This is a genomic window from Enterococcus sp. NBRC 3427 (assembly GCF_007996925.1).
GTDB classification, from domain to species: domain Bacteria; phylum Bacillota; class Bacilli; order Lactobacillales; family Enterococcaceae; genus Enterococcus_B; species Enterococcus_B lactis.
Genome location: NZ_BJLL01000039.1, coordinates 1 through 25,370 on the forward strand (window position 1 = coordinate 1; position 25,370 = coordinate 25,370).

Annotated in this window: 22 protein-coding genes, 1 tRNA gene and 1 pseudogene; 20 read left to right on the forward strand and 4 right to left on the reverse strand. The window is 37.6% G+C overall.

Annotation, left to right across the window (positions count from 1 at the left end):
- Positions 1-15 precede the first annotated feature (15 nt).
- The 6 genes from ESP02_RS09025 (at position 16) to ESP02_RS09050 (ending at position 4,105) form a co-directional block, all read left to right on the forward strand.
- Positions 16-100: transfer RNA gene (locus ESP02_RS09025), tRNA-Leu, on the forward strand.
- 267 nt (positions 101-367) lie between these two features.
- Complete coding sequence (locus tag ESP02_RS09030) at positions 368-1,672, forward strand: PTS sugar transporter subunit IIC (RefSeq protein ID WP_038398819.1); 1,305 nt, start codon at positions 368-370, stop codon at positions 1,670-1,672.
- 24 nt (positions 1,673-1,696) lie between these two features.
- A complete protein-coding gene (locus ESP02_RS09035) occupies positions 1,697-1,957 on the forward strand; it encodes a hypothetical protein (RefSeq protein ID WP_002309692.1) in 261 nt (86 codons plus the stop codon).
- A 188-nt stretch (positions 1,958-2,145) separates the two neighbouring features.
- Positions 2,146-2,544: a cytidine deaminase gene (locus ESP02_RS09040; protein WP_002292397.1), complete on the forward strand. Its 399-nt coding sequence runs from the start codon at positions 2,146-2,148 to the stop codon at positions 2,542-2,544.
- A 92-nt stretch (positions 2,545-2,636) separates the two neighbouring features.
- Positions 2,637-3,146: a kinase gene (locus tag ESP02_RS09045; RefSeq protein WP_002372891.1), complete on the forward strand. Its 510-nt coding sequence runs from the start codon at positions 2,637-2,639 to the stop codon at positions 3,144-3,146.
- 131 nt (positions 3,147-3,277) lie between these two features.
- Positions 3,278-4,105: a helix-turn-helix transcriptional regulator gene (locus ESP02_RS09050; protein ID WP_002372893.1), complete on the forward strand. Its 828-nt coding sequence runs from the start codon at positions 3,278-3,280 to the stop codon at positions 4,103-4,105.
- Between the two features lie 89 nt (positions 4,106-4,194).
- Here the strand turns inward: ESP02_RS09050 and ESP02_RS09055 are convergent, their stop codons facing one another.
- The 3 genes from ESP02_RS09055 to ESP02_RS09065 all read right to left on the reverse strand — a co-directional run bounded on the left by ESP02_RS09055 (position 4,195) and on the right by ESP02_RS09065 (position 7,911).
- On the reverse strand, positions 4,195-5,391 hold the full coding sequence (locus tag ESP02_RS09055; RefSeq protein ID WP_002372895.1) for a MalY/PatB family protein: 1,197 nt from the start codon (positions 5,389-5,391) through the stop codon (positions 4,195-4,197).
- An 11-nt stretch (positions 5,392-5,402) separates the two neighbouring features.
- Complete coding sequence (gene malX, locus ESP02_RS09060; RefSeq protein ID WP_025478347.1) at positions 5,403-6,971, reverse strand: maltose/glucose-specific PTS transporter subunit IIBC; 1,569 nt, start codon at positions 6,969-6,971, stop codon at positions 5,403-5,405.
- Positions 6,972-7,140: 169 nt separating this feature from the next.
- Positions 7,141-7,911 carry a MurR/RpiR family transcriptional regulator gene (locus ESP02_RS09065; protein WP_038398821.1) on the reverse strand — a complete coding sequence of 257 codons (771 nt, stop codon included), beginning with the start codon at positions 7,909-7,911 and terminating at the stop codon, positions 7,141-7,143.
- 171 nt (positions 7,912-8,082) lie between these two features.
- On the opposite strand from ESP02_RS09065, the pseudogene ESP02_RS13595 reads away from it, so the two are divergent.
- Positions 8,083-8,432, forward strand: a pseudogene (locus ESP02_RS13595) (hypothetical protein).
- Between the two features lie 106 nt (positions 8,433-8,538).
- On the opposite strand, the gene ESP02_RS09075 reads toward ESP02_RS13595, so the two are convergent.
- Complete coding sequence (locus ESP02_RS09075; RefSeq protein WP_002372906.1) at positions 8,539-9,309, reverse strand: DeoR/GlpR family DNA-binding transcription regulator; 771 nt, start codon at positions 9,307-9,309, stop codon at positions 8,539-8,541.
- Between the two features lie 216 nt (positions 9,310-9,525).
- Here ESP02_RS09075 and ulaG point away from each other — a divergent pair, with 216 nt between their 5' ends.
- From ulaG to ESP02_RS09140, 13 genes are all read left to right on the forward strand, one after another.
- Positions 9,526-10,593, forward strand: coding sequence for an L-ascorbate 6-phosphate lactonase (gene ulaG / locus ESP02_RS09080; protein WP_010732842.1), 1,068 nt, complete (start codon positions 9,526-9,528; stop codon positions 10,591-10,593).
- A gap of 17 nt (positions 10,594-10,610) precedes the next feature.
- The gene (locus tag ESP02_RS09085; RefSeq protein WP_002372910.1) at positions 10,611-11,072 is read left to right on the forward strand and encodes a PTS sugar transporter subunit IIA; all 462 of its coding nucleotides are present in this window, start codon (positions 10,611-10,613) and stop codon (positions 11,070-11,072) included.
- Between the two features lie 19 nt (positions 11,073-11,091).
- Positions 11,092-12,576, forward strand: a complete 1,485-nt coding sequence (locus ESP02_RS09090) for a PTS ascorbate transporter subunit IIC (RefSeq protein WP_002372912.1) — start codon at positions 11,092-11,094, stop codon at positions 12,574-12,576.
- Positions 12,577-12,617: 41 nt separating this feature from the next.
- A complete protein-coding gene (locus ESP02_RS09095; RefSeq protein ID WP_002292382.1) occupies positions 12,618-12,917 on the forward strand; it encodes a PTS sugar transporter subunit IIB in 300 nt (99 codons plus the stop codon).
- Between the two features lie 14 nt (positions 12,918-12,931).
- Complete coding sequence (locus ESP02_RS09100) at positions 12,932-13,570, forward strand: 3-keto-L-gulonate-6-phosphate decarboxylase UlaD (RefSeq protein ID WP_025478348.1); 639 nt, start codon at positions 12,932-12,934, stop codon at positions 13,568-13,570.
- Between the two features lie 4 nt (positions 13,571-13,574).
- Complete coding sequence (locus ESP02_RS09105) at positions 13,575-14,435, forward strand: L-ribulose-5-phosphate 3-epimerase (protein ID WP_025478349.1); 861 nt, start codon at positions 13,575-13,577, stop codon at positions 14,433-14,435.
- Positions 14,425-15,135 (forward strand): L-ribulose-5-phosphate 4-epimerase, encoded by a 711-nt coding sequence (locus ESP02_RS09110; protein ID WP_025478350.1) that lies wholly within the window; start codon positions 14,425-14,427, stop codon positions 15,133-15,135. The genes ESP02_RS09105 and ESP02_RS09110 overlap by 11 nt, the downstream gene beginning before the upstream one ends.
- A gap of 733 nt (positions 15,136-15,868) precedes the next feature.
- Positions 15,869-16,714: a class C sortase gene (locus ESP02_RS09115; RefSeq protein WP_002372921.1), complete on the forward strand. Its 846-nt coding sequence runs from the start codon at positions 15,869-15,871 to the stop codon at positions 16,712-16,714.
- An 8-nt stretch (positions 16,715-16,722) separates the two neighbouring features.
- On the forward strand, positions 16,723-17,589 hold the full coding sequence (locus ESP02_RS09120) for a class A sortase (RefSeq protein ID WP_002372924.1): 867 nt from the start codon (positions 16,723-16,725) through the stop codon (positions 17,587-17,589).
- A 77-nt stretch (positions 17,590-17,666) separates the two neighbouring features.
- Positions 17,667-19,301, forward strand: coding sequence for a SpaH/EbpB family LPXTG-anchored major pilin (locus ESP02_RS09125; protein ID WP_044146194.1), 1,635 nt, complete (start codon positions 17,667-17,669; stop codon positions 19,299-19,301).
- Positions 19,302-19,370: 69 nt separating this feature from the next.
- Positions 19,371-20,090 carry a prealbumin-like fold domain-containing protein gene (locus ESP02_RS09130; RefSeq protein ID WP_044146196.1) on the forward strand — a complete coding sequence of 240 codons (720 nt, stop codon included), beginning with the start codon at positions 19,371-19,373 and terminating at the stop codon, positions 20,088-20,090.
- A complete protein-coding gene (locus ESP02_RS09135; protein ID WP_002372940.1) occupies positions 20,087-24,688 on the forward strand; it encodes a BspA family leucine-rich repeat surface protein in 4,602 nt (1,533 codons plus the stop codon). The genes ESP02_RS09130 and ESP02_RS09135 overlap by 4 nt, the downstream gene beginning before the upstream one ends.
- A gap of 136 nt (positions 24,689-24,824) precedes the next feature.
- The gene (locus ESP02_RS09140) at positions 24,825-25,232 is read left to right on the forward strand and encodes a GNAT family N-acetyltransferase (protein WP_002372942.1); all 408 of its coding nucleotides are present in this window, start codon (positions 24,825-24,827) and stop codon (positions 25,230-25,232) included.
- Positions 25,233-25,370: the final 138 nt, after the last annotated feature.

A 25,370-nucleotide genomic window follows, 5' to 3' on the forward strand; every position in this document is an offset into this window, starting at 1 on the left:
TTATTCTTTTAATTTGCCGGCGTGGCGGAATTGGCAGACGCGCTGGACTCAAAATCCAGTGTCCGTTGAGGACGTGCCGGTTCGACCCCGGCCGCCGGTATTACGAAAAACCTTGAAATTAAATTTCAAGGTTTTTTATTTTATTTAAATACTATTTTATAAACCCATAGATCAGTATAGGAACAGTAAAGTTTATTAGGTTTGAAAAATTTTTTTGTATAGAAAAAAGAACCTGTATTAAAAAATAATAATATTTTCTACTAAAATATATTGAAATAAAATTTCATAATTATATAATTAATTATGAACATTCTTTGCTTCATCATGCAGTGAATGGTTTCTATTTTATTGAAAAGGAGTGGTTTTAGTGGAAAAGCTGATGAAATGGGTTGAGGAAAAACTTGTCCCACCAATGGCAAAAATTGGTACACAGCGACATTTATTGGCAATTCGTAATGGGGTTGTTTCAACACTGTCATTGATTTTGATTGGTACATTTTTTATGGTTTTCATCAATTTACCGTTTCCTGGGTGGAATGAATTTATTGCCCCTTATTCGGCAACGATCGTTTTACCTTTCAGGATTACGATGGGATTAATGGCTATTTACGCAACTTTTGTTATGGGTTCGGATCTAGCTAAATCATATGGGTTGGATAGTGTGACAGGTGGTATATTATCACTAGGGACGTTCTTTATGTTACAAGTTCCTGTAAACGTTTTAACGCCTGAAGAGGCACCTCTTGGCTGGGTCTTACCGATGAGTTCTTTAGGAGCATCTGGGATGTTTGCCGGGATCCTATCCATGATTTTTGCAGTGGAAGTGTATCGTTTCTTTAAAAAGCGTAATATTACTATCAAAATGCCAGAACAAGTACCACCTGCTGTTGCCCGTAGTTTTGAGGCATTGATTCCTGGTGCAGTGATTTTAACAACGACTTGGTTGATTCGAAGCGTCGCGGGCTTTGATGTAAACGCTGCCTTATTATCGTTATTCGAGCCTTTAACCAATATTTTAGGGAATAATCTGCTTGGTGTTTTATTACCAATGTTTTTGATCCATTTGTTGTGGTCATTTGGGATTCATGGCATGAGTATCGTAGGAGCTGTTGTTCGTCCAATGTGGCTGATTATGTTGGATGAGAATGCGAAGGCGTTAGCAGATGGTACAGTTGCTACCAAATTGCCTTATATCGCTCCTGAACAGTTTTATCAATGGACAGTTACGATTGGCGGTGCAGGAGCCACAATTGTGGTATCAGTTTTGTTTTTATTCTTTTGTAAATCAAAATTCTTAAAAGAAGTTGGTCGTTTTTCCATTATTCCTGGTATCTTCAATATCAATGAGCCGATGATTTTTGGAGCTCCTATGATGTTGAATCCTTACATGTTCATTCCATTCAACTTAGTTCCTTTAGTTTTGACTATTGTCAGCTATTTTGCAGTCAAATTAGAAATGGTCAATGGATTTACTGTGCTGCCAACATGGACATTACCAGCACCAATCGGCGGCTATCTCTCAGCAGGAAATGACTGGCGTGTGGTTGTTTTGATCTTGATCAACACGCTGATAGCATTTATCATCTATTATCCATTTGTAAAAGCTTATGATAAAAAGATGTTGTCAGATGAACAAAATAATAGTGGAGATAACGAAATACAAACTGCTTAAGTCTGATTTCAGAGGTGGAAAACAATGTATTGGCTGATTTTATTTTTTGTTTTTATCTTTTTATTAACGATAAGCCAACTTATGTTGAATATGCTGGCTATGCGTCACGTTCACATCAATCGGTGGGTTTGGGCACTGGCATCATTTTTGATTGTGATTCTTCCAAAGATCATTTTACCGCAGATGAATGTTTTATTATCATGGGGTACATATATACTTTGTGGAATTTTTGCTATCAATTTTATGATCGAGCAGCATAGATGGTTTGTCACATCGAAGCTTTAATCGAAGCTTTAAATGTTCCAAAAGCAGGCTTGTAAATGCAAGCTTGCTTTTTTACCGTTGTATCAAGAACAATAGACCATACTCCATACTAACTGAGTCGTTTCTTTTCTTTACGTTCTGCCATTGATGTTTTTTTATATAAAGATTATGATTGCTTTAACCGATTTGGCAGAAAGAAGGAGATAAAAATGAGCGATTTATCAACAATGGATTTAGAATTAGTGGATGCTGCAACCGAAGTCATCAAATCAAATATTGATTTGGTGTCTTTCAATCATACAGTAGGAGCTGCAGTACGTTGCACAAACGGTAATGTGTATACTGGTGTGAATGTTTATTCGAATCATGGGGCATGTGCAGAAATCATTGCGTTAGGGACAGCAATCAGTCGTGGTGAACGTGATTTTGAGTGTATCGTAGCTGTGGGTGGAGATCATTCTGACATGATTTATTCTCCATGTGGGAATTGCCGACAGTTTATATTGGAGTATGCACCTGATTGTGAGATCATTGTCTCAACAGAAGAGGGGGCTAAAAAAATCAAAATTACGGATCTCATTCCATATGCTTACCACAGATCAGAATGATTTTATACAAACAGATTCTCTTTTTATTTTCAATCAACAGAAGGTAATGATGTTGGATGAATGATTATCGGTATACAAGGAGATGCAGTGTCATGGGGAAGCTAGTCATATTAAGAGGAAATTCAGCAAGTGGGAAGACAACGACAGCTAAAGCTATTCAAAATCATTTTCCTATGGGGAAGGTGATACGAATCTCTCAAGATGAAGTGAGAAGAGGAATGTTGAATGTCAAAGATAAAGTAGGAAATCCTACGCCAGATTTGATCCGTCAGTTGGCAGAATTTGGAAAAGACAGATTTGATTTAGTCCTTGTTGAGGGGATCATGAGCACAAAAATCTACAAAGCAATGCTTATGGACCTGTATGAGAGCTTTCAAGGAAATGTATTTGCTTATTATTACGATCTTTCTTTTGAAGAAACGCTGAGACGTCACAGCCAGAGAAAGGTGTCAAAAGAATTTGGTGCAGAACAAATGGCGGATTGGTGGTTGGAGCATGATATACTTGGATTGCCTAATGAGAAGATACTGACTGCCGAATTAAGTCAACAAGAAATGATAGAGAAAATACTTCAGGAGATTGATCTGCAGGTAGACAGTTGATTTTTTATCAAGAAATAATTGGTGATAAAAATTAAAATTTTTATTCTGTTCTAAACAATTATGGTTGTTTAGAACTTTTTTTTGTGTATGATATAAAGGAGAAATAATTTTTTAAAGGGAAGGAAATTGTTTTGATAAAAGTAGATGGAGCATTACTGAAAGAATACCGAAAGAAAAAGGGGTTAACACAAGTACAATTAGCAGAAGGTATTTGCGAACAGGCAACTGTCAGCAATATCGAAAACAAGAATATGTCACCAGGTATCAACATCCTAAGTGCGCTTTGCAAAAAGTTGAATGTCGAGATTTCCGATATATTAGTGGAAACAGAAGAAGACAAGATCCGAAAAAAATTAAGTGAGATTCAATCGTTGAATGCTGTATCGAAGTACAAAGAATCTTATGAAATTTTACAAAAGATTGATCAGAAAAAAGTAAGCAATTCTGATCTTTTAAACCAAATCTTGTTTTATCAAGGACTGCTTGATCATCTTTATGCAAAAAAAGAAGATGCAGCATTGTTTTATTTCAATCAAGTGTTGGAACAAACGACCGAAACAGATATCCATCACTTACAAGCAGCTGCAAATGTGGCAATGATCTATTTGGCAAAAGGAGAATTAGACTTTGCAAAAGTGTATGTGGAACGTACGCTTAAAATCTTGAATGATACTGGTTTTGATAATCTGATGGTCTGTGCCGTATATTATAACATCGCCACCTATTACAGCAAAATCGAGAACTATGAAAAAGCAATCCAGTTGTGCGAGAAGGGGATTGAATACAATAAGAAACATAAATCGACCCATGCATTGGAATACTTGCTTTATGAAATTGCTTTTTGCCATAAGCAACTAGGAGAAGACGATTATTTAGAAAGATATATGGATGCCAAAAAAGTAGCATGTTTCAACGGGAATGATCACGCGGTGAAAGTGATCGAAAACGACCTTAAATAAAGAGGTCATGACAGAAGTGTATAACTTTAAGAACACCGTTGATTCGAAAAAAAAGAGATGTGACAAAAACTTTTGTCACATCTCTTTTATTATGGCTTAATTTCGATTGCAGCCGCCGCTTCAAAACTTTTCAACATACGATCTAGTCCATCTACTAATTTCGATTTCGGACAGCCGATATTCAATCGTAAAAATTGATGACCGTTTCCGCCATAAATCGATCCATCCATAATCGCCACTTTACCTACAGAAATCAGCTTCTCTCTTAAAAGAGGGATATCTGATACAGCTTTGGATATATCCAGCCACATCAAATAGGTTGCTTCAAGATCGACGACTTTTACATCTGGCAGTTTTTCCTGGATAAATGCTTTTACATACCGCTGATTGCTTTCAAGATAATGATTCAGTTCATCTACCCAATGACTGCAATACCGATAGGCACTCATTGTCGCTAACATACCGAAAATATTGGTAGAAGATAACCCATCCGCATTTTTTAACTTCCTTTGAAAATGCTCACGTAATCCAAGATTCGGTATCAACGCATAGGCAAATGTTAATCCAGGGAAGTTAAATGTTTTTGTACCGCTGGTGACAATCGCCACTTGTTCATAATTGAAGCGTGTGATAGGTATATGCCTTTGTCCTCGTCCTAAAATGTCCATGTGTATCTCATCAGATAATAAAAATATAGAATATTGACGGCACAAAGCCACGATTTTCTCTAATTCCCATTGTTTCCATACTCTTCCGGTTGGATTGTGGGGAGAGCAGAGAAGTAGTACTTTGTTTTCTGGCATGGCTAATTTCTCTTCCAAATCCGTAAAATCGATCCGGTATTGACTTTCTTCATAGATCAAAGGATTCTCGACTATAAGTCGGTCATTGTCTTGGATGACTTTAAAAAAAGCATCATAAGCTGGCGTTTGTAAAACCACTCCTTCCCCTTTTTTAGTAAGCATTTGAATAAGGGTAGATACTGCATAGATAACTGTTGGAGTGTACATGATCCATTCTTCTTCCAGTAGTGTGTCAAAACGGGATTGATACCACTGTTTAATTGCTTCTTTTAATTCATGATGATTCCAGCGGGTATAGCCAAATACTGGATGGTTCATTCTTTCTTTCAAAGTTTCAAGTACTTCTTCGGGGACCATAAAATCTGTATCAGAAATCGTAAAAGGGAGTAAATCAGCTTCTCCAAATCGGTCTTCAACGTAGTCCCACTGTGTACAGTACGTTCCTTTTCTATTTATAGCGGTATCAAATGTCAAAAATTTCACCTTCTATCTTTTTATCCTAAAATCGTATCAAGCTGATTGCGAACAGTTGTGACTTTTGTTCCGATAATCACTTGGACGTTTTGATGATCGAGATGGACCACACCTAATGCTCCTAGTTGTTTTAACTTTTCATCATCTACGATATCTGCATCTGTTAAAACTAAACGTAAACGTGTAATACAATTATCTAAAGATTGGATGTTTTCTTGACCGCCAAGTGCTGCTAAAATTCCTTTTGCATCGTATCCGCCTGTTTTATGAAAGTTCACTTCTTGATCGGTATATTCTGTTTCATCCACTGTCTTGTCACGCCCAGGTGTTTTTAAATCCAATTTTATGATTACTGTTTTGAAGACAATATAGTAAATACCGAACCACAAAGCACCGATTATTAATACCCACCACCATTTTGTGCCATTACCTTGGAGTAGACCAAAAATCACAAAATCTAAGATTCCACCATCTGTATTCCCGATTACTACACCTAATAATGCCATGACCATAAAACCTAGACCAGTCATGACGACATGGAAGAGCCATAATAGCGGACTAATGAATAAAAATAAAAATTCGATTGGTTCTGTGATTCCGGTCACAGCTGTCGCAATCACACCTGAAATCAATAATCCTTTGATTTTATGTCGATTTTGTGGTGCTGCAGTACGATACATAGCTAATGCTGCTGCAGGCAGTCCAAAAATAAATGTAGGCATTTTTCCCTGTGATAAAAAGGCAGTTGCACTTGGCGAAATAGGCAAATTGTTTTGCAATTCTGCATAAAAGATATTCAGTGCACCAAATACTTCTTTCCCATCAATGATCGCCGAACCACCAGCTTCAGTAAAGCGTATCATCGAAACTAGAATATGATGAAGCCCGAATGGAAGAAGCAGTCGTTCCCCTGAGCCGAATAAGAAGGGACCAAATATTCCTGAACGTTGGATTAGCTGGCCGATAGCCATAATGACCATAGCGAATAAAGGCCAAATCAAGGGGATGATCAAACCCACAAACCCTAAAACTAGAGAAGTGATAATCGGTACAAAACGAGCCCCTGAGAAGAAGGCGAAACTATCTGGTAACTGAACAGTATAAAACCTGTTATGCAACTTATAAACGATGATTCCAGCAATGATCCCTCCAAGAACACCCATTTCGATCGTCTGGATACCAAAAACCATTCCTTGTCCAGCTTCTCGCAAGTGGTCGGCATCAACTAAACGATTTGTCAGGACTAAGTAAAAGTTGATGGCTAAATTCATGACAGTGTAACCGACGAATCCAGAGAAAGCGGCCACACCTTTTTCCTTACGAACTAATCCTAATGGAATGGCCATGGCAAACATGACTGGCAAGTAGGTAAAGGCAAAACCGCCAATAGCAGACATGAATTGGAACACTGCTTTGACTGCTGGATATCCTAAAAACGGTAAAGTCTGAATCATTGATTCACTGGAAAATGAACTACCTAACCCTAAAAGAATACCCATGAAAGCCAACAAAGCAACCGGCAACATAAAAGTCTTTCCCAACCCTTGAAAGAACTCCCAAAAGGTCGATTTCTTTTTCTTTGTATCCATTTTTCTTCCTCCATCTCTTAGTAGTTTTAAGATCTTCAAAAAATGATTGCGTTTTCATTGATAGGTTTATTATAGCTAACTAAAGGAAATAAAAAAGAGGAGACAGATATTCTGTATCCTCATACATGATTGAGTAAGCAGTTTCACTAGAAATAGCAACAAATTATAGCTAATTGTTTTTCATTTGGTCTGCATACATCAAGAGTACTGTATCAAATAAACAAATGACAGAAATTCTTGAACTTAAATCGACACTGTGGTGATAGCGAGTCGTTCCCTTTGCATATAAGGAAATCGTCGATAATTTTTCCAAGTTACTTCCCTTGGTTGAAATAATGCTGATGATAGGGACTTGTTGTCTTTGAGCAATCTGGGCATAGGAGAGGATACCTTTTGTTTCTCCTGTGAAACTGACGAAAATAGCTAAGTCTTCCTGATTTAAATTACTTACAGCTGCTTCTTGTTCATCCCAATCTGAACGAGCAAATGCTTTTTTTCCTAAAAAAGTCAGTTTTCGAGCAAAATCTGTACAAATAGGGAAGCTTCCTCCTAATCCAAAAACTTCAATAGTATTCGATTGATGGATCAATGTCATCATTTGTTTGGCCTTTTCTTCGCTCATTTGATGGAACGTTTCTGTAACATTTGAAGTGATCTGGTTCGTGATTGTTTGAAAGCTTTGGCTATTTCCTTCCTGTTCCTCTACATGGATGGATTGATCGATGGCGTATTTCAACTCTTTAAAACCTTGATAGCCTAAATGTTTAGCCGTTCGGGAGATAGTAGCAGTTGAGACAAATAAATCATCAGATACTTCATAAATCGTTTTTGTTCCAATATCGGACAAATGGAGGAATATATAATCCAATATTTCATTTTCGATTTTACTTAACGAGGAACGCTTCTTTTCTAGTAAAGCAATCAAACTATTGCTTAACATGGACGGTACTCCTTTCAATATCTAACAAAAATAGCATTCGTAAACAAATATCTCTGTTGAGTTTATATAATAATCTAACTTATTATATAGCGCTTTCATGAAAATGTATATATAATAAAAGTTAGTTAAAATACTGGGATGATCTAAAGACAAAAGAGAGGAAGGTAACCAATGAATCTTAACAAGCCCAAGATTGCTGAACAAAGTCCAAAGAAAATCTTTCTTTTCGATATGACATTCAGTTTGATTTCTTCTGATGGACTTTTGCAAACGCAACGTTTAGAAAGAAAATTGACACATTTTTTTCAAAAAGAGCAAAAAATGTGTCAGTCAAAGTCTATGATTCTAGCCAAATAGACAAAGAAGCAAAGAGAGCAGACATCTTATTGCTCACTCCTTTACTTGGATACGCAAAAGATAAAATAGAAAGTCAGTTCCCTGAAACCCCTGTTTTCGTAATATCTAAGGAAGAATATGGAACTTTGGATGTGGAGAAAATAGTTAGTAAAATGGATGATTAAATCAAATTTTGATTGTTCCTCCATTTTAGCGTTTTAAGAAGTCTCTGCTATGTTCAAATGGTAATTTTGAATGTAGCAGAGTTTTTTACGCAAACAAACATAATTCTTAAAATGAATCTACTTGGATGATTTTTGTCCCCGTATTCTTGATCTCGTCTAATACTTTTTCAGAGCAAAATTTATCAGTGATCAAATAATCAAAGACTGAAATATCAGCAATCTTGAACTTTGATGTCAGTCCGATTTTTCGATGATCAGCAACTAGAATCTTACATTTGATTGTCTGGTTGATCATCATTTCATTGATTGTTGATTCATTCAATATTTTCGTTGTGACCCCATGTGCGACATCGACTCCGCTGCAACCAATGATACAAATGTCTGCATTGATTGAAGAAATCGTATTTAATGCGATATCGCCCACCAGCGCTTCTTTTGGAAAGCGCATCTCTCCGCCAGTTAAAATATAACTGCAATTATCTTTGTGAGGAGAATAGTTGATTTTTACGTTGTTTGTAACGACTGTCAAATGGTTAGATTGAAGAAAATCCAGTGTTTTTAATGCAGTCGAGCTAGAATTAATAAACAATGTATCATAATCGCTAATGTATTTACTAGCTTCTCTGGCAATCGCTTGTTTAATCCTTTCAGGACCAGATTGATCAAAATCAGTCTGGTTTTTGTAATTATAAGAACAATAACCGTAATTGCGGATGATCTCGTTTTTTTCTTCTAATAAATTTAAATCTCTGCGTATCGTACTAATAGATACATCCAGAGATTCAGCTAATTCAAAAGTTGACAATTGTTCGGTTTGCTGAAGTAGTTCCAAAATATCTTTTTGTCGTTTTTCAATATTGACAAGTGAGTTTTTCATGACGTTGCCTCCTGAAGGACATCTTGATCCATGGATTTATTTGATTAGTTGTTCATTTAAATATTCATATCTGTCTTTATTATACTGAAACGATCATTAATCTTTAAAAGAAAATCATATAAAAGACAAACGGTCATATAAAAGGGTTTTCACGCATGCGGTTACGCATTAAGATTTACTTGTAAGTCGTAAGAATGATATGGGGGGAGCAAGCAAATGAGCAAAACGGTGAATGAAGTGACAAAAGAAAAGTGGCTATTAGAAACATTTCCAGAATGGGGTACGTATTTGAACGAGGAAATCGAATCAGAAGTAGTGCATCCTGGAACTTTTGCTATGTGGTGGCTAGGCTGTACGGGCATTTGGCTGAAAAGTCATGAAGGAACGAATATCTTATGTGATCTATGGTGTGGAACGGGAAAACGCAGTCATGGAAATGGCATGATGAAAAAAGGGCATCAGATGATGCGTATGAGCGGTGTTCAAAATATGCAGCCTAATTTACGGACTCAGCCTTTCGTAATCGATCCTTTTGAAATAAAAAATGTAGACGCTTTAATCGTCACACACATCCATTCCGATCATCTAGATATCCACACAGCTGCAGCCGTTCATCAAAATTGTCCTGAAGCAATATTCATTGGACCAAAAGAAGTGGTTCGCACGTGGCAAAAATGGGGGATCCCTGAAGAAAAAACGATTATCGTGAAACCAGGTGATGCGGTCAAAATCAAAGATATCAATGTAGTAGCTTTAGAAGCGTTTGATCGGACAGCGTTGGTTACTTGTGAAGATCCGGAAGAAGTATTGAAAGGAAAAATGCCTCAGGAGATGGATCAAATAGCAGTAAATTATTTATTCGAAACATCAGGAGGCAATCTTTATCACGCAGGAGATTCACATTATTCCAATTTATTTGCCAAACATGGCAATGACCACAAAATCGATGTCTGCTTAGGAGCCTACGGTGAAAACCCACGAGGGATAACAGACAAAGTTACTTCTGTTGATATGCTTCGCATGGCGGAGTCATTGAACGCAAAAGTAGTGATTCCTGTCCACTACGATATTTGGTCTAATTTTATGGCTGATCCTAAAGAGATTACTGAAATTTGGAAATTCAAAAAGGATCGCTTACAGTATGGGTTTAAACCTTATATCTGGCAAGTAGGCGGGAAATTCATCTATCCTACAAACAAAGATGATCTTGAGTTTAATTTTTATCGCGGATTTGAAGATGTCTTCTCGATTGAAAATGATACACCGTTTCCGTCGTTTTTATAAGAAAGAAGGGAAGTTTCTTGCTGAAATACTTTTTTGACCATCAATTGATCCATTACTCAGATAAAGAAATCACGGATTGGCGTGAAGCTATCGCCGAAAGCTGTCGTGTATTGATTAATAAGAAAATCATTGATCAAACGTATGTTGAAGAAATCATTCATTGTGTAGAAAAATATGGACCTTATATTGTGATTGCACCTCAAGTAGCCATGCCACATTCTTCAGAAAAAAGTGAGGGAGTTTTTGGAACGGCTATTTCATTTACCAAGTTGAAGCAGCCAGTCCGTTTTGAAAGTGAAGATGAGAATGAGGAGAAAACGGCCAGTTTGTTTTTTACACTCGCAGCAAAAAATCCAGAAGAACACCTAGAAAATATCCAAAAATTATCCGAATTATTAATGACAGATGGATTGGTTGAGCGTCTCATCTCTACGAACTCCATCGATGATTACCAAGTTGTGATGGCGGAATATAATTAATTGATAGAGGAGAAAAAAGATGGGGGAATTTTTGTTAAGCATTTGGACGTATTTTGCAACAAATATCTTGACGCAGCCAGCGTACCTGATTGGTTTTATCGTGTTATTAGGCTATATTTTGCTGAAACGCCCGCTTCATGAATGCATCGCTGGATTCTTAAAGGCAACGGTTGGTTACTTTATTTTGACTGTTGGCTCTGGTGGTTTGGTCAACAATTTTCGGCCAATCTTGGTTGGTCTGAAAGAACGGTTTAATTTGGATGCCATGGTTACAGATCCTTATTTTGGACAAAATGCTGTGGATGCTGGATTAATGGAGACATTTGGCCGTACCTTTGGAGATGTGATGATTTTATTACTGATTGCATTTGTTTTAAATATTTTATTAGTCCGTTTTCAGAAATATACGAAACTGCGATCCGTTTTCACTACCGGAAATGTTCAGGTCCAGCAAGCAGCTACCGCTTTTTGGATTTTACTGTTTTGCTTTCCTGATCTAGGCAGGATACAAGTATTGATATTTATGGGATTGATTTTAGGGTGTTATTGGGCAGTAGCTTCTAACTTAACAGTAGGGATCACGCAGGAATTGACAGAAGGTGCCGGATTTGCGGTGGCACATCAGCAAATGTTCGGAATCTTTATTTTTGCTAAACTAGCTGAATGGATGAAAAAGCGGGATGAAAAGAAAAATCGATCGATCAAGCAAGATAAGAAAATCGAAGATATCAAATTACCAGGATTCCTGTCGATATTTAATGAGAATATGGTTGCTACTTCGCTGCTCATGCTATTTTTCTTTGGGATCATTCTGATTGTACTAGGCAAAGATTATTTGATTCAAGCACAATTCATGCAAGAGGGGCAGAGTTTCTTATTCTACATTATGACGACTTCCTTGAATTTTGCGGTATATCTGGCAATCTTGCAATTAGGTGTTCGGACTTTCGTCGATGAACTAACTCAATCTTTTCAAGGAATCTCAAACACGATTTTACCAGGAGCTGTTCCAGGAATCGATGTAGCCGCTACTTTTGGCTTTGGTTCGCCAAATGCGGTAACGATTGGATTTTTGTTTGGTGCTTTGGGCCAGTTTTTGATGATTGGTTTACTGATTTTATTGAAATCACCAACGATCGTCATAGCCGGTTTCATTCCATTGTTCTTTGATAATGCTGTTATAGCAGTTTATGCCAATAACCGAGGTGGATTCAAAGCTGCCTGTCTATTCCCGTTTCTTTCTGGAATCATACAAGTAGGCGGTTCAGCATTATTCGCTACATGGATCGGGATGTCAACATACGGTGGTTATATCGGGATGTTCGATTGGGCGACAGCTTGGCCATTATTTACAGTAGTCATGAAAGTCCTAGGTTATGCTGGAATCGCCGTAGTCGTCATTGGTCTATTGGCTATTCCGCAGTTACAATATCGGAAAAATCCTGAAGGGTATTTCTTGATTGTAGAAGATTATGAAAAATATGCAGAAAAGCAGAAAGCATAAAAGAAATCTGATTAGACAACACTCATAATGGAGGGATTAGGATGAGAATTTTAGTATCGTGTGCAAATGGATCAGGAACCAGCTTGATGATGATGAGAAGTGTAGAAAAAGCAATGAAAGAACTAAATATACCAATTACCAAGATTCATCATTGTGCTATTTCAGAGGGAAAAAGCTCAGCCAGTCAATATGATGTAGTTTTTACACCAGTCAATTTTTTGAATATGTTTACTCAGGCAGAGAAAAAAGGCGTTACAGTTATCGGTATCAAAAATGTGATGTCCGCCAAAGAAATCAGTGAAAAATTTGCTGAAACAACATGGTATCAAAAAAACAAGTGAAAGAAGGAACCAAGATGAGCAGGCCGAATCTACAAATTGCGTTAGATCACAATGATTTAGAACATGCATTAGGCGATGTTATGAAAGTCGGTGATGTAGTAGATATTATTGAAGTGGGAACGATCCTTTGCTTACAGGAAGGACAAAAAGCGATTCGCTGTATTCACAGTATATTTCCAGACAAAAAACTGGTCGCTGATACAAAATGTGCAGATGCTGGAGGAACAGTAGCAAGAAATGTTGCGAATGCAGGAGCAGATTGGATGACAGTCATTTGCTGTGCAACAATGCCAACGATGAAGGCAGCACAAAAAGAGATAGGCGAATTACAAGTAGAACTCTACGGCAATTGGACTTTTGAGCAAGCCAGGGATTGGCATAACATCGGAATCCGACAGGTAATCTACCACCAAAGCCGTGATGCGCTCTTATCTGGTGAAGCTTGGGGTGAAAAAGATTTGTCGAAGGTCAGCAAACTGATTGAACTAGGCTTCAATGTTTCTGTAACTGGTGGATTAAATCCAAACACATTACAATTATTTGAAGGAATCGACGTGTATACCTTTATCGCGGGTCGGGGGATTACAGCAGCAGAAGATCCAATGAAGGCTGCACAATGTTTCAAAGATGAGATCATTCGTATCTGGGGGTAAGGAAATGGCTCAAATTGGGATTTATGAAAAAGCATTACCCAAAGATATTTCATGGAAAGAACGTTTTTCCCTTGTAAAAGAAATGGACTTCGATTTTATCGAGATGTCGATTGATGAGACGGATGAGCGGTTAGCACGATTAGATTGGTCTGAAGAAAAGATGGCTGAGCTGAGAGAAGAGATGTTTAGCTCTGGAGTACGTATCCATTCGATTTGTTTAAGTGCGCATCGGCGATTTCCGTTTGGTTCTGCTGATCCAGAAAAGAAAAAAGCAGCGAAACAACTAATGAAAAAAGCAATCCATTTGGCGCATAATCTAAGCGTCAAAGTAATCCAAATAGCTGGATACGACGTTTATTATGAAGAGAAATCAATGAATTCCAGAGAAGACTTTATCGAAGGAATAAAAGAAAGCGTAAAGGAAGCTTCTAAATATGGCATCATTCTTTCCGTGGAAATCATGGATGATCCATTTATGAACTCCATTTCAAAATTTTTAGAAATCAAAGAACAGATTCATTCCCCTTTTCTACAAGTATATCCAGACCTAGGCAATTTGTCCGCATGGCCGGAAAATAATCCGGCTCGAGAACTTGAGAAAGGGATCGATTATATCACTTCTATCCACTTAAAAGACACGTATCCTGTAACAAAAGAATATTCAGGCCAGTTTCGTGATGTTCCTTTTGGTAACGGATGCGTTGACTTTCTTGGATTATTGAGACATTTGAAACGTCTAGATTATGATGGAACATTCCTGATTGAAATGTGGAGTGAAAAAAGTCAAGACTTTCGAAGAGAAATCCAGCAGGCAAAAGACTACTTAAGTTCTAAATTGAAGGAGGCTGGCTATGATGTCTTGTGAAGAAAAAATTGCAGCAATGAAGCAACGTGTCTTTGAAGCAAATCTGGCATTGCCGCAATACGGATTAGTTAAATTAACTTGGGGCAATGTGAGTGAAGTGGACCGTGAGCTAGGAGTCATCGTTATTAAGCCAAGCGGTGTCAGATATGAACGCATGCAAGCAGATCAAATGGTTGTAACAGATTTGTCAGGAAATATAATAGAAGAAGACAGCTTGAAACCATCTTCAGATCTGCCTACCCATGTTGTTTTATACAAAGCTTTTGAAGATGTAACTGCTGTTACTCATACTCATTCTACTCACTCTGTCATGTGGGCGCAAGCAGGCCGAGATTTGCCAGCTTATGGCACGACCCATGCTGATGCTTTTTATGGAAAGATTCCTTGTACACGCCAATTGACGAAAGAAGAAGTAAAAGAAGCTTACGAAGTTCATACAGGGAATGTGATTGTCGAGACGTTTAAGGAAAGAAAATTAGAGCCAAACGAAGTCCCTGGAGTACTTGTCTATGGACATGGACCATTCACTTGGGGGCACTCACCTATAGAAGCAGTAGAAAATAGCCTGATTTTAGATGAAATTTGTTTGATGGCTAAAGAAAACGAGTTGATCAACCCAAATATATGTGAAATCCCACAATATTTGCTAGATAAACATTATTTTCGAAAACATGGAAAGCATGCATACTATGGGCAATAGAAGTTTTCAACTGATAAGGTCAAGAAAAAAATAAGAGAATTTTAAAGGAGCTGTTTATGAGGACAGCTCTTTTTTGGTGTCCAATAAATAAATCATAAATAAAATGGATGAGTTCTTTTTATCAAATGCAACGGTAATAATGTATATTTATTTAATTAGTGTATGTGTGTGTAATTTTAATCTTCTTATATAATAAAAAAGAAAATGAATTGTTTCGTGCCTATTTAACAAAGTATAAGAATCTATATGACTTTATGCTTTATCTATTTTTATGAATAATTTTTATCAATATACAAAAAACAAAAAAGAAAGAATCTATATAAGAAAGCCAAACGTTGGTATCAATAGGTTGAAGAACATATGTCTTGTTTGAATAAAAGAAGTATTGTGTATTTTTACATGACAAAAAAATAGTTTTGTCGTTAGAACGGGATAAAGACTAAGCACATCTATATTTAAATTAGTTATCAAATGAAAATCAAAATTACCTTATATTTTTTAAAACATAAAATATAAGGTAATTTTATGAATAAACATACCATTTTTTATTTGGGCCTAGGTATAAAATTAGAGTTGGAAAAGCGAAAAAGCTGATTATTCTGACTATTGAAATTTTAAAAATAAAAAATTTCAACATATCTGGAAAAGGACATAGATACAAAAAGGAATAGCTCTATAAATCGTTTTTCCTTACAGCAATCAACAAAGATAACTAGAGGGGGGATGACGGTCTGTGAAACGAAACGTGGACAGAAAAAAGCAGAAACGCAGGATAATCTATACGTTATTCAGCAGTGTTATCCTTTTAGGCGTTTTACTGTTATTAGCGCCAATCATTTTTGATATGGTAAATCTCGCTCACCGTAAAGATATGATGACAAAATACGAGCAGCAACTACCTGTAGAGGACGCTCAACTTACATTAATCAAAAAATACAACGAGATGATTTATCATCAACAAAAAGAAGAGTCCACTGAAACAATCAAGATCACGGAGATTCAAAAAAACTTGAAATTGCCAATTGGATATATCGATATTCCTAGCATCAAGCTAAAAAATATGGTGATTTATTTTGGCGATTCTGATTGGGTCCTTAATCGAGGAATAGGAACTTTACCATGGACAAGTTTGCCAATTGGCGGAAAGAACACGCTTAGCGGTATCACAGGACATTCAGGGTTAGCTAATCAGATTTTATTCGATAATATTCGTTATTTGAATAATGGCGATATCTTTTATGTTAACGCTTTTGGTAAGCGCTTAGCTTACCAAGTCTATGATCAAAAAGTGATCGATCCGAATGATAAAGAGGCAATCAAGGCTTTTTATGTCCAGAAAGATAAAAATATTGCGGCATTGATGACCTGTACACCCTTGTTTGTCAACAGTCACCGTTTAGTGGTCTATGGTAAGCGGATTCCAATCAAAGATGCTAAAAAAGTCAAAATTGCCCATCGTACGATATGGTCGTTGGATATGATTTGGATTACAGTGCTGTTGCTGTTCCTACTCTTGCTTTTATTATGGATGCTGTATCGTTATTTTCGAGATAAACGTAAAAAAAGAGAAATCGATTGAAGATGTGAATGATTATGATTAAACGACTTGTCCTTTATTTCTTTCTTCCTGTCCTAGTGATTTTTTCTCTGACACTATGGATTTACGAAGGATACAATCAATTATTGAAGACTCCAGATACGACAGTTTCTTTAGTAGAAGGTCAACAACAAGCAGAAAAAAATTTACCAAAGTCTTCCCCACAAACAAACGATCAACGTGAAAAAATCACGGATGCGGGTATGCAAGTGCTCGTACAAGCCCGAAAAAAACGGGCTGAGATAATGGGACAAGCAGGGATTGGTCGTATCGCCATTCCTTCAGAGAACTTAGATTTACCTATTTTAAATGAAATCACCGAACTCAATCTGTCTACCGGAGCGACGATGTATTTTCCAGAACGCCATTTAGGTGAAGGAAATGTCGTTTTGGCTAGTCATAATTTTTCAGATGCGGATGTCTTACTTCACCGAATTAAAAATGTGAAGAAAGGAACAGAAATCTATCTAACTGATTTTACGAATGTTTGGATCTATCAAGTTACAGTGAATAAAATCATTCAGGAAACGCAAACTGACATTTTGGAACAACCTTTGAATGATGAGACACTTGTGACTTTGATCCGCTGTGAAGGTGGAACAGGAACGAACTATCGGCGAGTTGTTCAAGGAATCTTGCAAAAAACGATGACGATTACCAATCTTAGTACTGCTCAGCAAACAAAACTTGGAATTAGCAAGAAAGAAACAAAACTGAAGAAGGAGTCAAGCTGGATGAGTGAGCAGTTAGCTCTTAGTATCCAAATGAAACGGCCGACCGTTCCATTGATATTAATTGTCGTCTTAGCAAGTCTATTTCTAGCTGTACAAGGAATCAATTTTGTCCGGAAAAATTAGGATATTGCTTTATCTGTTGATCTTAGGGTTGGAAAGTCAAATGCTATTCAGAAAATACACTCAAGGAGGAAATGAATATGAAAAATAAGTCAGTCAAAAAATCTCGCAAATGGCTGAGTACGTTATTAGTTTGCGGAACATTATTAGGTACAGCTAGCGTAGCTGGTGCTGTATTGTTTGTTGAAGACGAGGGAAATCAGTTCGTTTCGGCGGCAGTTGTTTCTGATGATAGCAGCACACGAAGTATAACGATCCATAAATATAGCAATGCAACGGATGCTGGAACGCCAGTAGCTGACAATGGGGCCTTTGAAGCATCCATTGATACAACAGCCCACAAACCATTAGCAAATGTCCCATTTAAAGTGGTTCGTGTCACGCCTAAAGCTGGAGCTACTAGTTCAACGATCAAAGCAGATGATGCAACGACCTACGATGTAGATTCTGCATTCCCAGAAAAAACACAAGTGACAAATGCGGACGGCGAATTGACCTTTGATCTTGGAGCCGGAACTACTAATGATGGGTTTTACTTGGTAACTGAATTATCATCAGCCTCTGTAAAAACACCAACAGTGCCATTTGTTGTGGCTGTTCCATTAACGGTCCAAGGAGCAACTAGCTCAGATAATTCGCTATTATATGATGTTAATGTTTATCCAAAAAATGATACAGAAGAAGTCCATTTGAATCCAGTGAAATCACTTGTGGATACAGATGGGACAACATCAGCAGTATCTATCAAAGCAGGTGAGTCTGTCACTTGGGATTTAAGTGTGGATGTCCCAGCAGACATCTATACTCCTACAACAGTAGATACAGCGGCCATCTACGCAGAAAAATTGCAATTAATGGATCCAATCGATACGAAATCATTAGGTGCACCAGATTTTGGTGCTATCACTGGTAAAGCTACTGGTACGGTGGGCGCAGTTGATTTAGTGAACGGCACTGACTTCACTGCCACAGAAGAAGCTTCAGATGGTTTGGATGATTATTACACTGTCAAAATCGAATTGACTAAATCCGGAATGGAAAAAGTTGCTGGGTATGATAAAGTATCATTCCAAGTGGTGACAAAAGTTTTGGAGGATAAAACAGAAGGGATTATCTTAAACAGTTTTGATACATTGTATGTAGGACCAACTGGTGAAAAAACACCAGAAACGACGAATCCAACACCAGATCCTAATCCAAATGATCAAATGCCAACATTACCTGATCCAAAAAACCCGGGTGAAAATACCCCTGAAGTAAAAATGGGGAATGTGGATGTTTTGAAAACAGATGAAGCAGGTACACCTCTAGCCAATGCTGTCTTTAAGCTTGCTGCAAGTGAAGAAGATGTGAAAGCAGAAAACTGGGTAACGGATGCAGATGGCGAAGTCGTTACTTTAACGACAGACGCCGAAGGTAAAGCAGAATTCACTGGTTTGAAAGTTGACCCAGAATCAGGAGAACAAAATTACTACTTGGTCGAAACTTCAGCACCAACAGGTTATGCTCTTGATGGAACAGTACATTTGGTAACAGCAAAAAATGATACGGATGTTGATGCAGCAGTTGTCAATAAAGACAACAAATGGGTTCCTAACTTACCAATGACTGGGGATGATGCTCGTTTGATCCTTTTAGTCACAGCTAGTGTTTTGATTGTTACTGGCGGTAGTGTACTTTACATGTATCATCGTAAAGAACAGGATAATAACTAGCAGTCACAAGCGAAAAAAGAGTACCTCCTATACGAGGTACCCTTTTCGCATGAGGAAGGAGGAATTTACATGAGGCATAAAGTACGATTATTTAGTGTGCTGATTGTTAGCCTCACTTGTCTTGTACTCGATCATACAGTTACTGCGGATGTGTTGAATCAACCAAGTCCTTCAGTAACCATTATCAAGCGAACATCTGTTAGTTCTTCTGCAACAGTAACGCAAACAACGAGTCCTCTTGCAAGGGTACATTATCTATTGACCCGCATTTTACCTGTTGAAGGGAAAACAATCGTTGCGACAGATCCTACCACATACACGATTGCTTCTGGTGAGCAGGGGTTCACTACTGAACTAGTTACAGATGACAATGGACAAGTTGTCTATGATGATGCAGCTAAATTAACTGACGGTACTTATCTGTTAGAAGAATTAAAAGGATATGGTGTAGATACGACCGCAGATCCAGTCGTTTTTACATTGCCGTTTACGGATGCGACAGGGCAAGTATCAGATGATTTTATCTATGAACCAAAGTCAGGTCTGTCAGATATTTCAGGAAATAGCCAGACGAATCATCCAGGCATAAATGATTCAAATGGATCAGGTGTAAATTCAGGAGTAAATGTAGGAGCAAGTGATAAGAAACAAACAGTTATTATGCAAACAAGCGGAAGTGTTTGGTCAATTTCGCTTTTGTCTATCTTCTTTGCCTTAGGAGGATTCTTAAGTGCATTGATGGGTGGACTAGTTATTTTAAGAAAATATTTAGGGAGGGGAAAAGTATGAATAAAAAGAAACAACCAACTACTTTCGGATACCCTCAGCTAAAGAATAATAAGAAAAATAAACAGCTAAAAGATTCTTCTTATTTACAAGGCGTAGCAGCTCTGATCCTGATATTCCAAATAGCGACTGCTTCTCTTGCTCCTGTTTATCAAGTAGCAGCTCAAACATCTACAACTACAACAACAGCCTCTACAGTAGAAAAGCCAGATACAACAGGTTCTTCTACAGTAACGAGTACGATGAAAGAAGCATCAACACAAGCATCCTCTTCATCTAAGCAATCTGAATCTACGGAATCAACAGAAACAGCTGACTCAATTGAGACAAGTCAATCATCAGACGTTGGTCCTGACCAGCTTAAAAGAGAGTTGGTATCTGTGATTGCTGGGTTTGGAGATACAACGGGAGTATCGGTGACTATCGAAGATAAAAAAATTATCGTTGATCTCACTTCGCAGTTAAGTAAACAGGTAGACGCAATCAAAACAGCTGTGACTCCTAAAGTCCCTGCAGGGTATGAAATCACTATTACTGCCTTGGATGCTACGGTAACTGGTACATTTGGGACAGCACCGTGGTCTTTAACTGATGATGGAACATTGCATATAGGGGCAGGAGTTTTCAGTGCAACAACTGGCACAGGTAATTCAGCACCTTGGACTACTACCACTTATGCTTCCAAAGTAAAAAAAATTATTTTTGATGGTAACGTTACTGCTGATTCCCTATCTTCAGGATTATTTCAGCAGTTAACGAATCTTCAAACAATCGAAGGGTTGGGCAAGCTAGATGTTTCTAAAGTAACAGATATGTCGAGAATGTTTTGGAATGATAGGTCATTAATATCCCTAGATGTTTCTAGTTGGAAAGTAGATAATGTACAAAATATGCAGTGGATGTTTTATCTAAATAACTCATTGACATCCTTAGAGGTTTCTAATTGGAAAGTCAACAATGTGACGAATATGAATTCGATGTTCGGAGGGACAACCAATTTAACTCAACTAGACGTAAAAAACTGGGTGCCGGAAAAGGTAGCGGACTTTTCATTTATGTTCGCTGACTCGGGAGTACAATCTTTGGATTTCTCAAACTGGACAACAGCTAAGGTGATTACTACTAATATGTTCTATCGATCAGCCAATACAGGACCATCAAAACTAACAAAGGTTACTTTTGGTCCAAATATGAACCTTACGGTCAGTTTGCCCGTCCAGACGGGATATAATTGGTATTACCTTAGTGACACAGGTAATATCGATTTAACAAAGCAATTGAGTTCTGGTAAATATGTATCTGGTACGTCGACAAATGGAACCTATGTCATCGTCAATCCAACTTTACCAGTAACAGCTGACATCAAGTACCTTCCTACGGATAGCACTACTCCATTGACAACACAAACAATTTCCGGCACAGTGGGTCAAGTCAAACAAGTAACAGTTCTTGATCCATGGACATCAGCAGAATTGAAAGGACAACCTTATGTATTTGCAATCAGAAATGATGATCTTATGTCTGCTTTCAGTCCTCCAAATCTCTCTGTTACTTTATCTAGTGATACAACAGATGACAAATCTATTTCATTACAACCCGTAATAGCCAAAGGAATTTTCGGGACTGTGAAGTGGTACATGGATGAAGCTGGTACTTTACACATTGGCTCAGGTACCTTCGCTGATTCAAGCGGCACATCTCCATGGCAAGCCAATAGTTCCAATATCAAAAATATTATTTTTGAGGGCAATGTTACAGCAGCGACAGATTCTCGAAGTTTGTTCGATGGGTTGAACAATGTAGTGTCTATCAAAGGATTAGATAAACTTGATGTGAAAAATATTGAGAATGCCAAGCGAATGTTTGCTGATATGAAATCTCTAAAGGAAATAGGTGGCTTGAGCAATTGGAGTACGGGTAATGTGACTAATATGAGCGAGATGTTCAATGGAGCTTCTGCTTTGAATAGTCTAGATTTTACTAATTGGAACACTAGTAATGTAACTAACATGGATCAGATGCTGTCTGGAATGTCGGCATTACAAAAAATCACTTTTGGTTCTGGCTTTGTGACATCTCAAGCAATATCTAACTCGGTAGGACAAGTCGATTTACCAAATGATACTACTACAATCCAATGGCAAAGCGTCGCTGGCGGTTCTGTAGAGGCTCCATTAGGAATGACCTATGTCGGTTCATACGACAGCGCGGTCAGCAAGCCTGACACCTATGTTCTTGCCAATGTCAAAACGGATGCTGTGATAAAATATGTCGACGCAGTGACAGGTACGGAAATTGCCAGCGAAACTGTTACAGGAGCAGTAGGAGACAAGATCAATTATAATGTGCTTGATCCTTGGAAATCGCCTGAATTGAAAGATAAACTATACGTTTTTACCGCTACAGCTGAAAACAAGCTAGCTGCATACAGCCACGATCCTGTTTCGTTAACGCTAGCGCTAGACTCATCAGATGATCAAATAATCCAACTGCAAGAAGTAAAAGCCAAGGGAATAAACGGAGAAGTAAAATGGTATATTGATAGGAATAATGCTTTACATTTGGGTCCTGGTATTTATGGTATTGGTGGTTGGCAGGGATACAAGGATACAATCACCTCAATTGAAATCGAGGGTAAGATAAAACTCTTTGATCCCTATGCTTATAAACTATTTTATGAGTTTATAAATGTAACAAGTATCACAGGACTGGACAATATGGATGTCTCGGCAGTGACAGATATGCAATCTATGTTCTCTCGAGATTATAAATTAAAATCTTTGGATTTGTCTAGTTGGGATACGAGCAATGTAACAAATATGTCCAGCATGTTTGAAAATTTATCCTCTCTTGAAATACTTGACTTAAGTACTTGGGATACTTCAAATGTGACAGATATGAGCAGAATGTTCGCATTTGTTCAAAATATTGAGGATCTAGATATTTCAGGTTTTGATACTCACAATGTTAAAAATATGCAATCTATGTTTATTCAGTCCGCCTTAAAAACACTTGATTTAGGCACTTGGGATACTTCGAATGTGACAGATATGAGTGGAATGATGGGCTTCATGCCGAAATTAGAAAAAATCAACTTAGGAACTTGGGAAACACAATCTGTGGAAACAACGAGTGTAATGTTTTTTGGTGATTCAACATTGACAGAATTGAATCTTTCCTTTACCGACACACCCAACTTAAAAGATATTAGTAACATGTTAACGGGTATGACCAATCTTAGTAAATTAATAATAGGAAAAGGACTGGAAACTTCCAATATTGAAATCACTGCTAGTTCTCCTAATAAGAGTATGGATTTGCCGAATACACAAGATGAGGGAGTGTGGCAAAATATCGGGAACGGGACCGAGGAAAATCCGGCTGGTGATCAAATGATTACTGCATACGACAGTACAGTATCACCTGCGGATACTTACTTTTTGCTGAAGCAAGCAAATGTCGATTACCAAATATTAGACTATTATGGAAATCCTCAACCATTGGTTACAGATAAAACAGTATTAGGAAAGGTTGGAGGTACTGTTTCCTATGAGGTACAAGATCCTTGGAAATTCGACGATCTGAAAAAATATCCGATAGTTTTTGCAGGAGATGGATTGGCGGCGTTTGACTACGATCCTACAACAAATCCTGATTTGATTCCCGTACAAATCACGCTTGATGGAATTAGTCAAGGCCATATCAACATTAAACCAGTATTTTACAACCTTATAACGGACCCGGTTACTGGTGCTAGAAGTTTCGTATCAGGAAAAGGTATTTTCGGAGATGTGAAATGGTATATCGATCCAGAAGGCATCTTGCATATCGGTAGCGGAACATTTGCGGATACTAATGGAAAATCGCCATGGGCTGATTTTAAGGAGACGATTACTGGGATTATTTTTGAAGGCAATGTCAAGGCGGGGGCGGATTCGTCCTTATTGTTCTCAGATCTTCCAGCTGTAAAAGGAATTCAAAACATGGATCGATTAGATGTCTCTGGCGTAACAAATATGGCAGGCATGTTTGAGAACAGTCCACAACTGACATCATTAGATCTATCTACTTGGGAGGTATCGAATGTTGAAAACATGCAAACTATATTCCAAGGTACTACCAATCTTACTGATCTGAATATAAAGAATTGGGATGTGGATCAAGTGACGAATATGGGTGGAGCATTCGCTTCATCCGGCCTTTCCAACTTAGATTTGACGGGATGGAATACAGCTAAGGCCACCGATCATTCAGGGATGTTTGCTGATATGACTAATCTTAAACAGATCACGTTTGATAAAGGATTCGACCTGAAAGTTGAGTTGCCGAACACTACTGATACACTGAAATGGCGGAATTTGTCTGTAGCTGATGGTGGCACGGTAGAAAAACCAGCCGGAACAAACTTCTTTGATGTTTACGATGGTGAGCCTTCTTCAGCAGATACTTACGTATTAGGACCAGATGATACTCAAATTGCCTCGATATTCCCAAATACAGGAAGCAATTTTCGATTGTATACATTGATCAGCGCTAGCTTCATGATTATACTAAGTCTGTTTGGATTGATTTGGTTTAGAAAAACACAAGCAGAACGATAAGTAAAAGAGACAGCGATCACCACTTGATAAGAGTGATCGCTGTTTTTTTATTTAATGGAGAAGGTGGATACGGTTTGCTAAATAATCAAAGAATTGTATTATTAGAGGGAGAATTGTATAAGAAAGGAAGAAAAAAATGAATGTTGATTCCCTTATGATCGATGATATTTCTGAATTATATAAGAGCGTTGGTTGGACGAATTACACAAAAGACACTGCAAGGTTAGCTAGAGCATTTGAACAATCTGAATCTCTGATAAAGCGTAATGGGGAAGGGAAGATTATCGGAGTTGTTCGTTGGATCACTGATTGTGCGACGATCGCATTTATTCAAGATATCCTCATTCATCCGAGGTACCAGCGCCAAGGAATAGGCAAAGCGCTTTTGAATGAAGCTTTGGAGAAGATCACTAGTTATGGACCAGTCCAAATCGAATTATTGACAGATGATACTGAGAAAACAAAAAAATTTTATGAATCAGTAGGATTTGTTCAAGTAAAAGAAATGGATGCTGTTTCTTATATAAAGGATACTAGAAGATAAGAGGGACTTTTTGGTAATGACAAATACTATGTATAACGTAAAAAGAAAAAATTGGAGGATAGATTCAAGTATCATTCAATCTATCCTCCAATCCTCGTTTATTTTATTTGTTTATTTACTTCTTTATCAAATACTAAG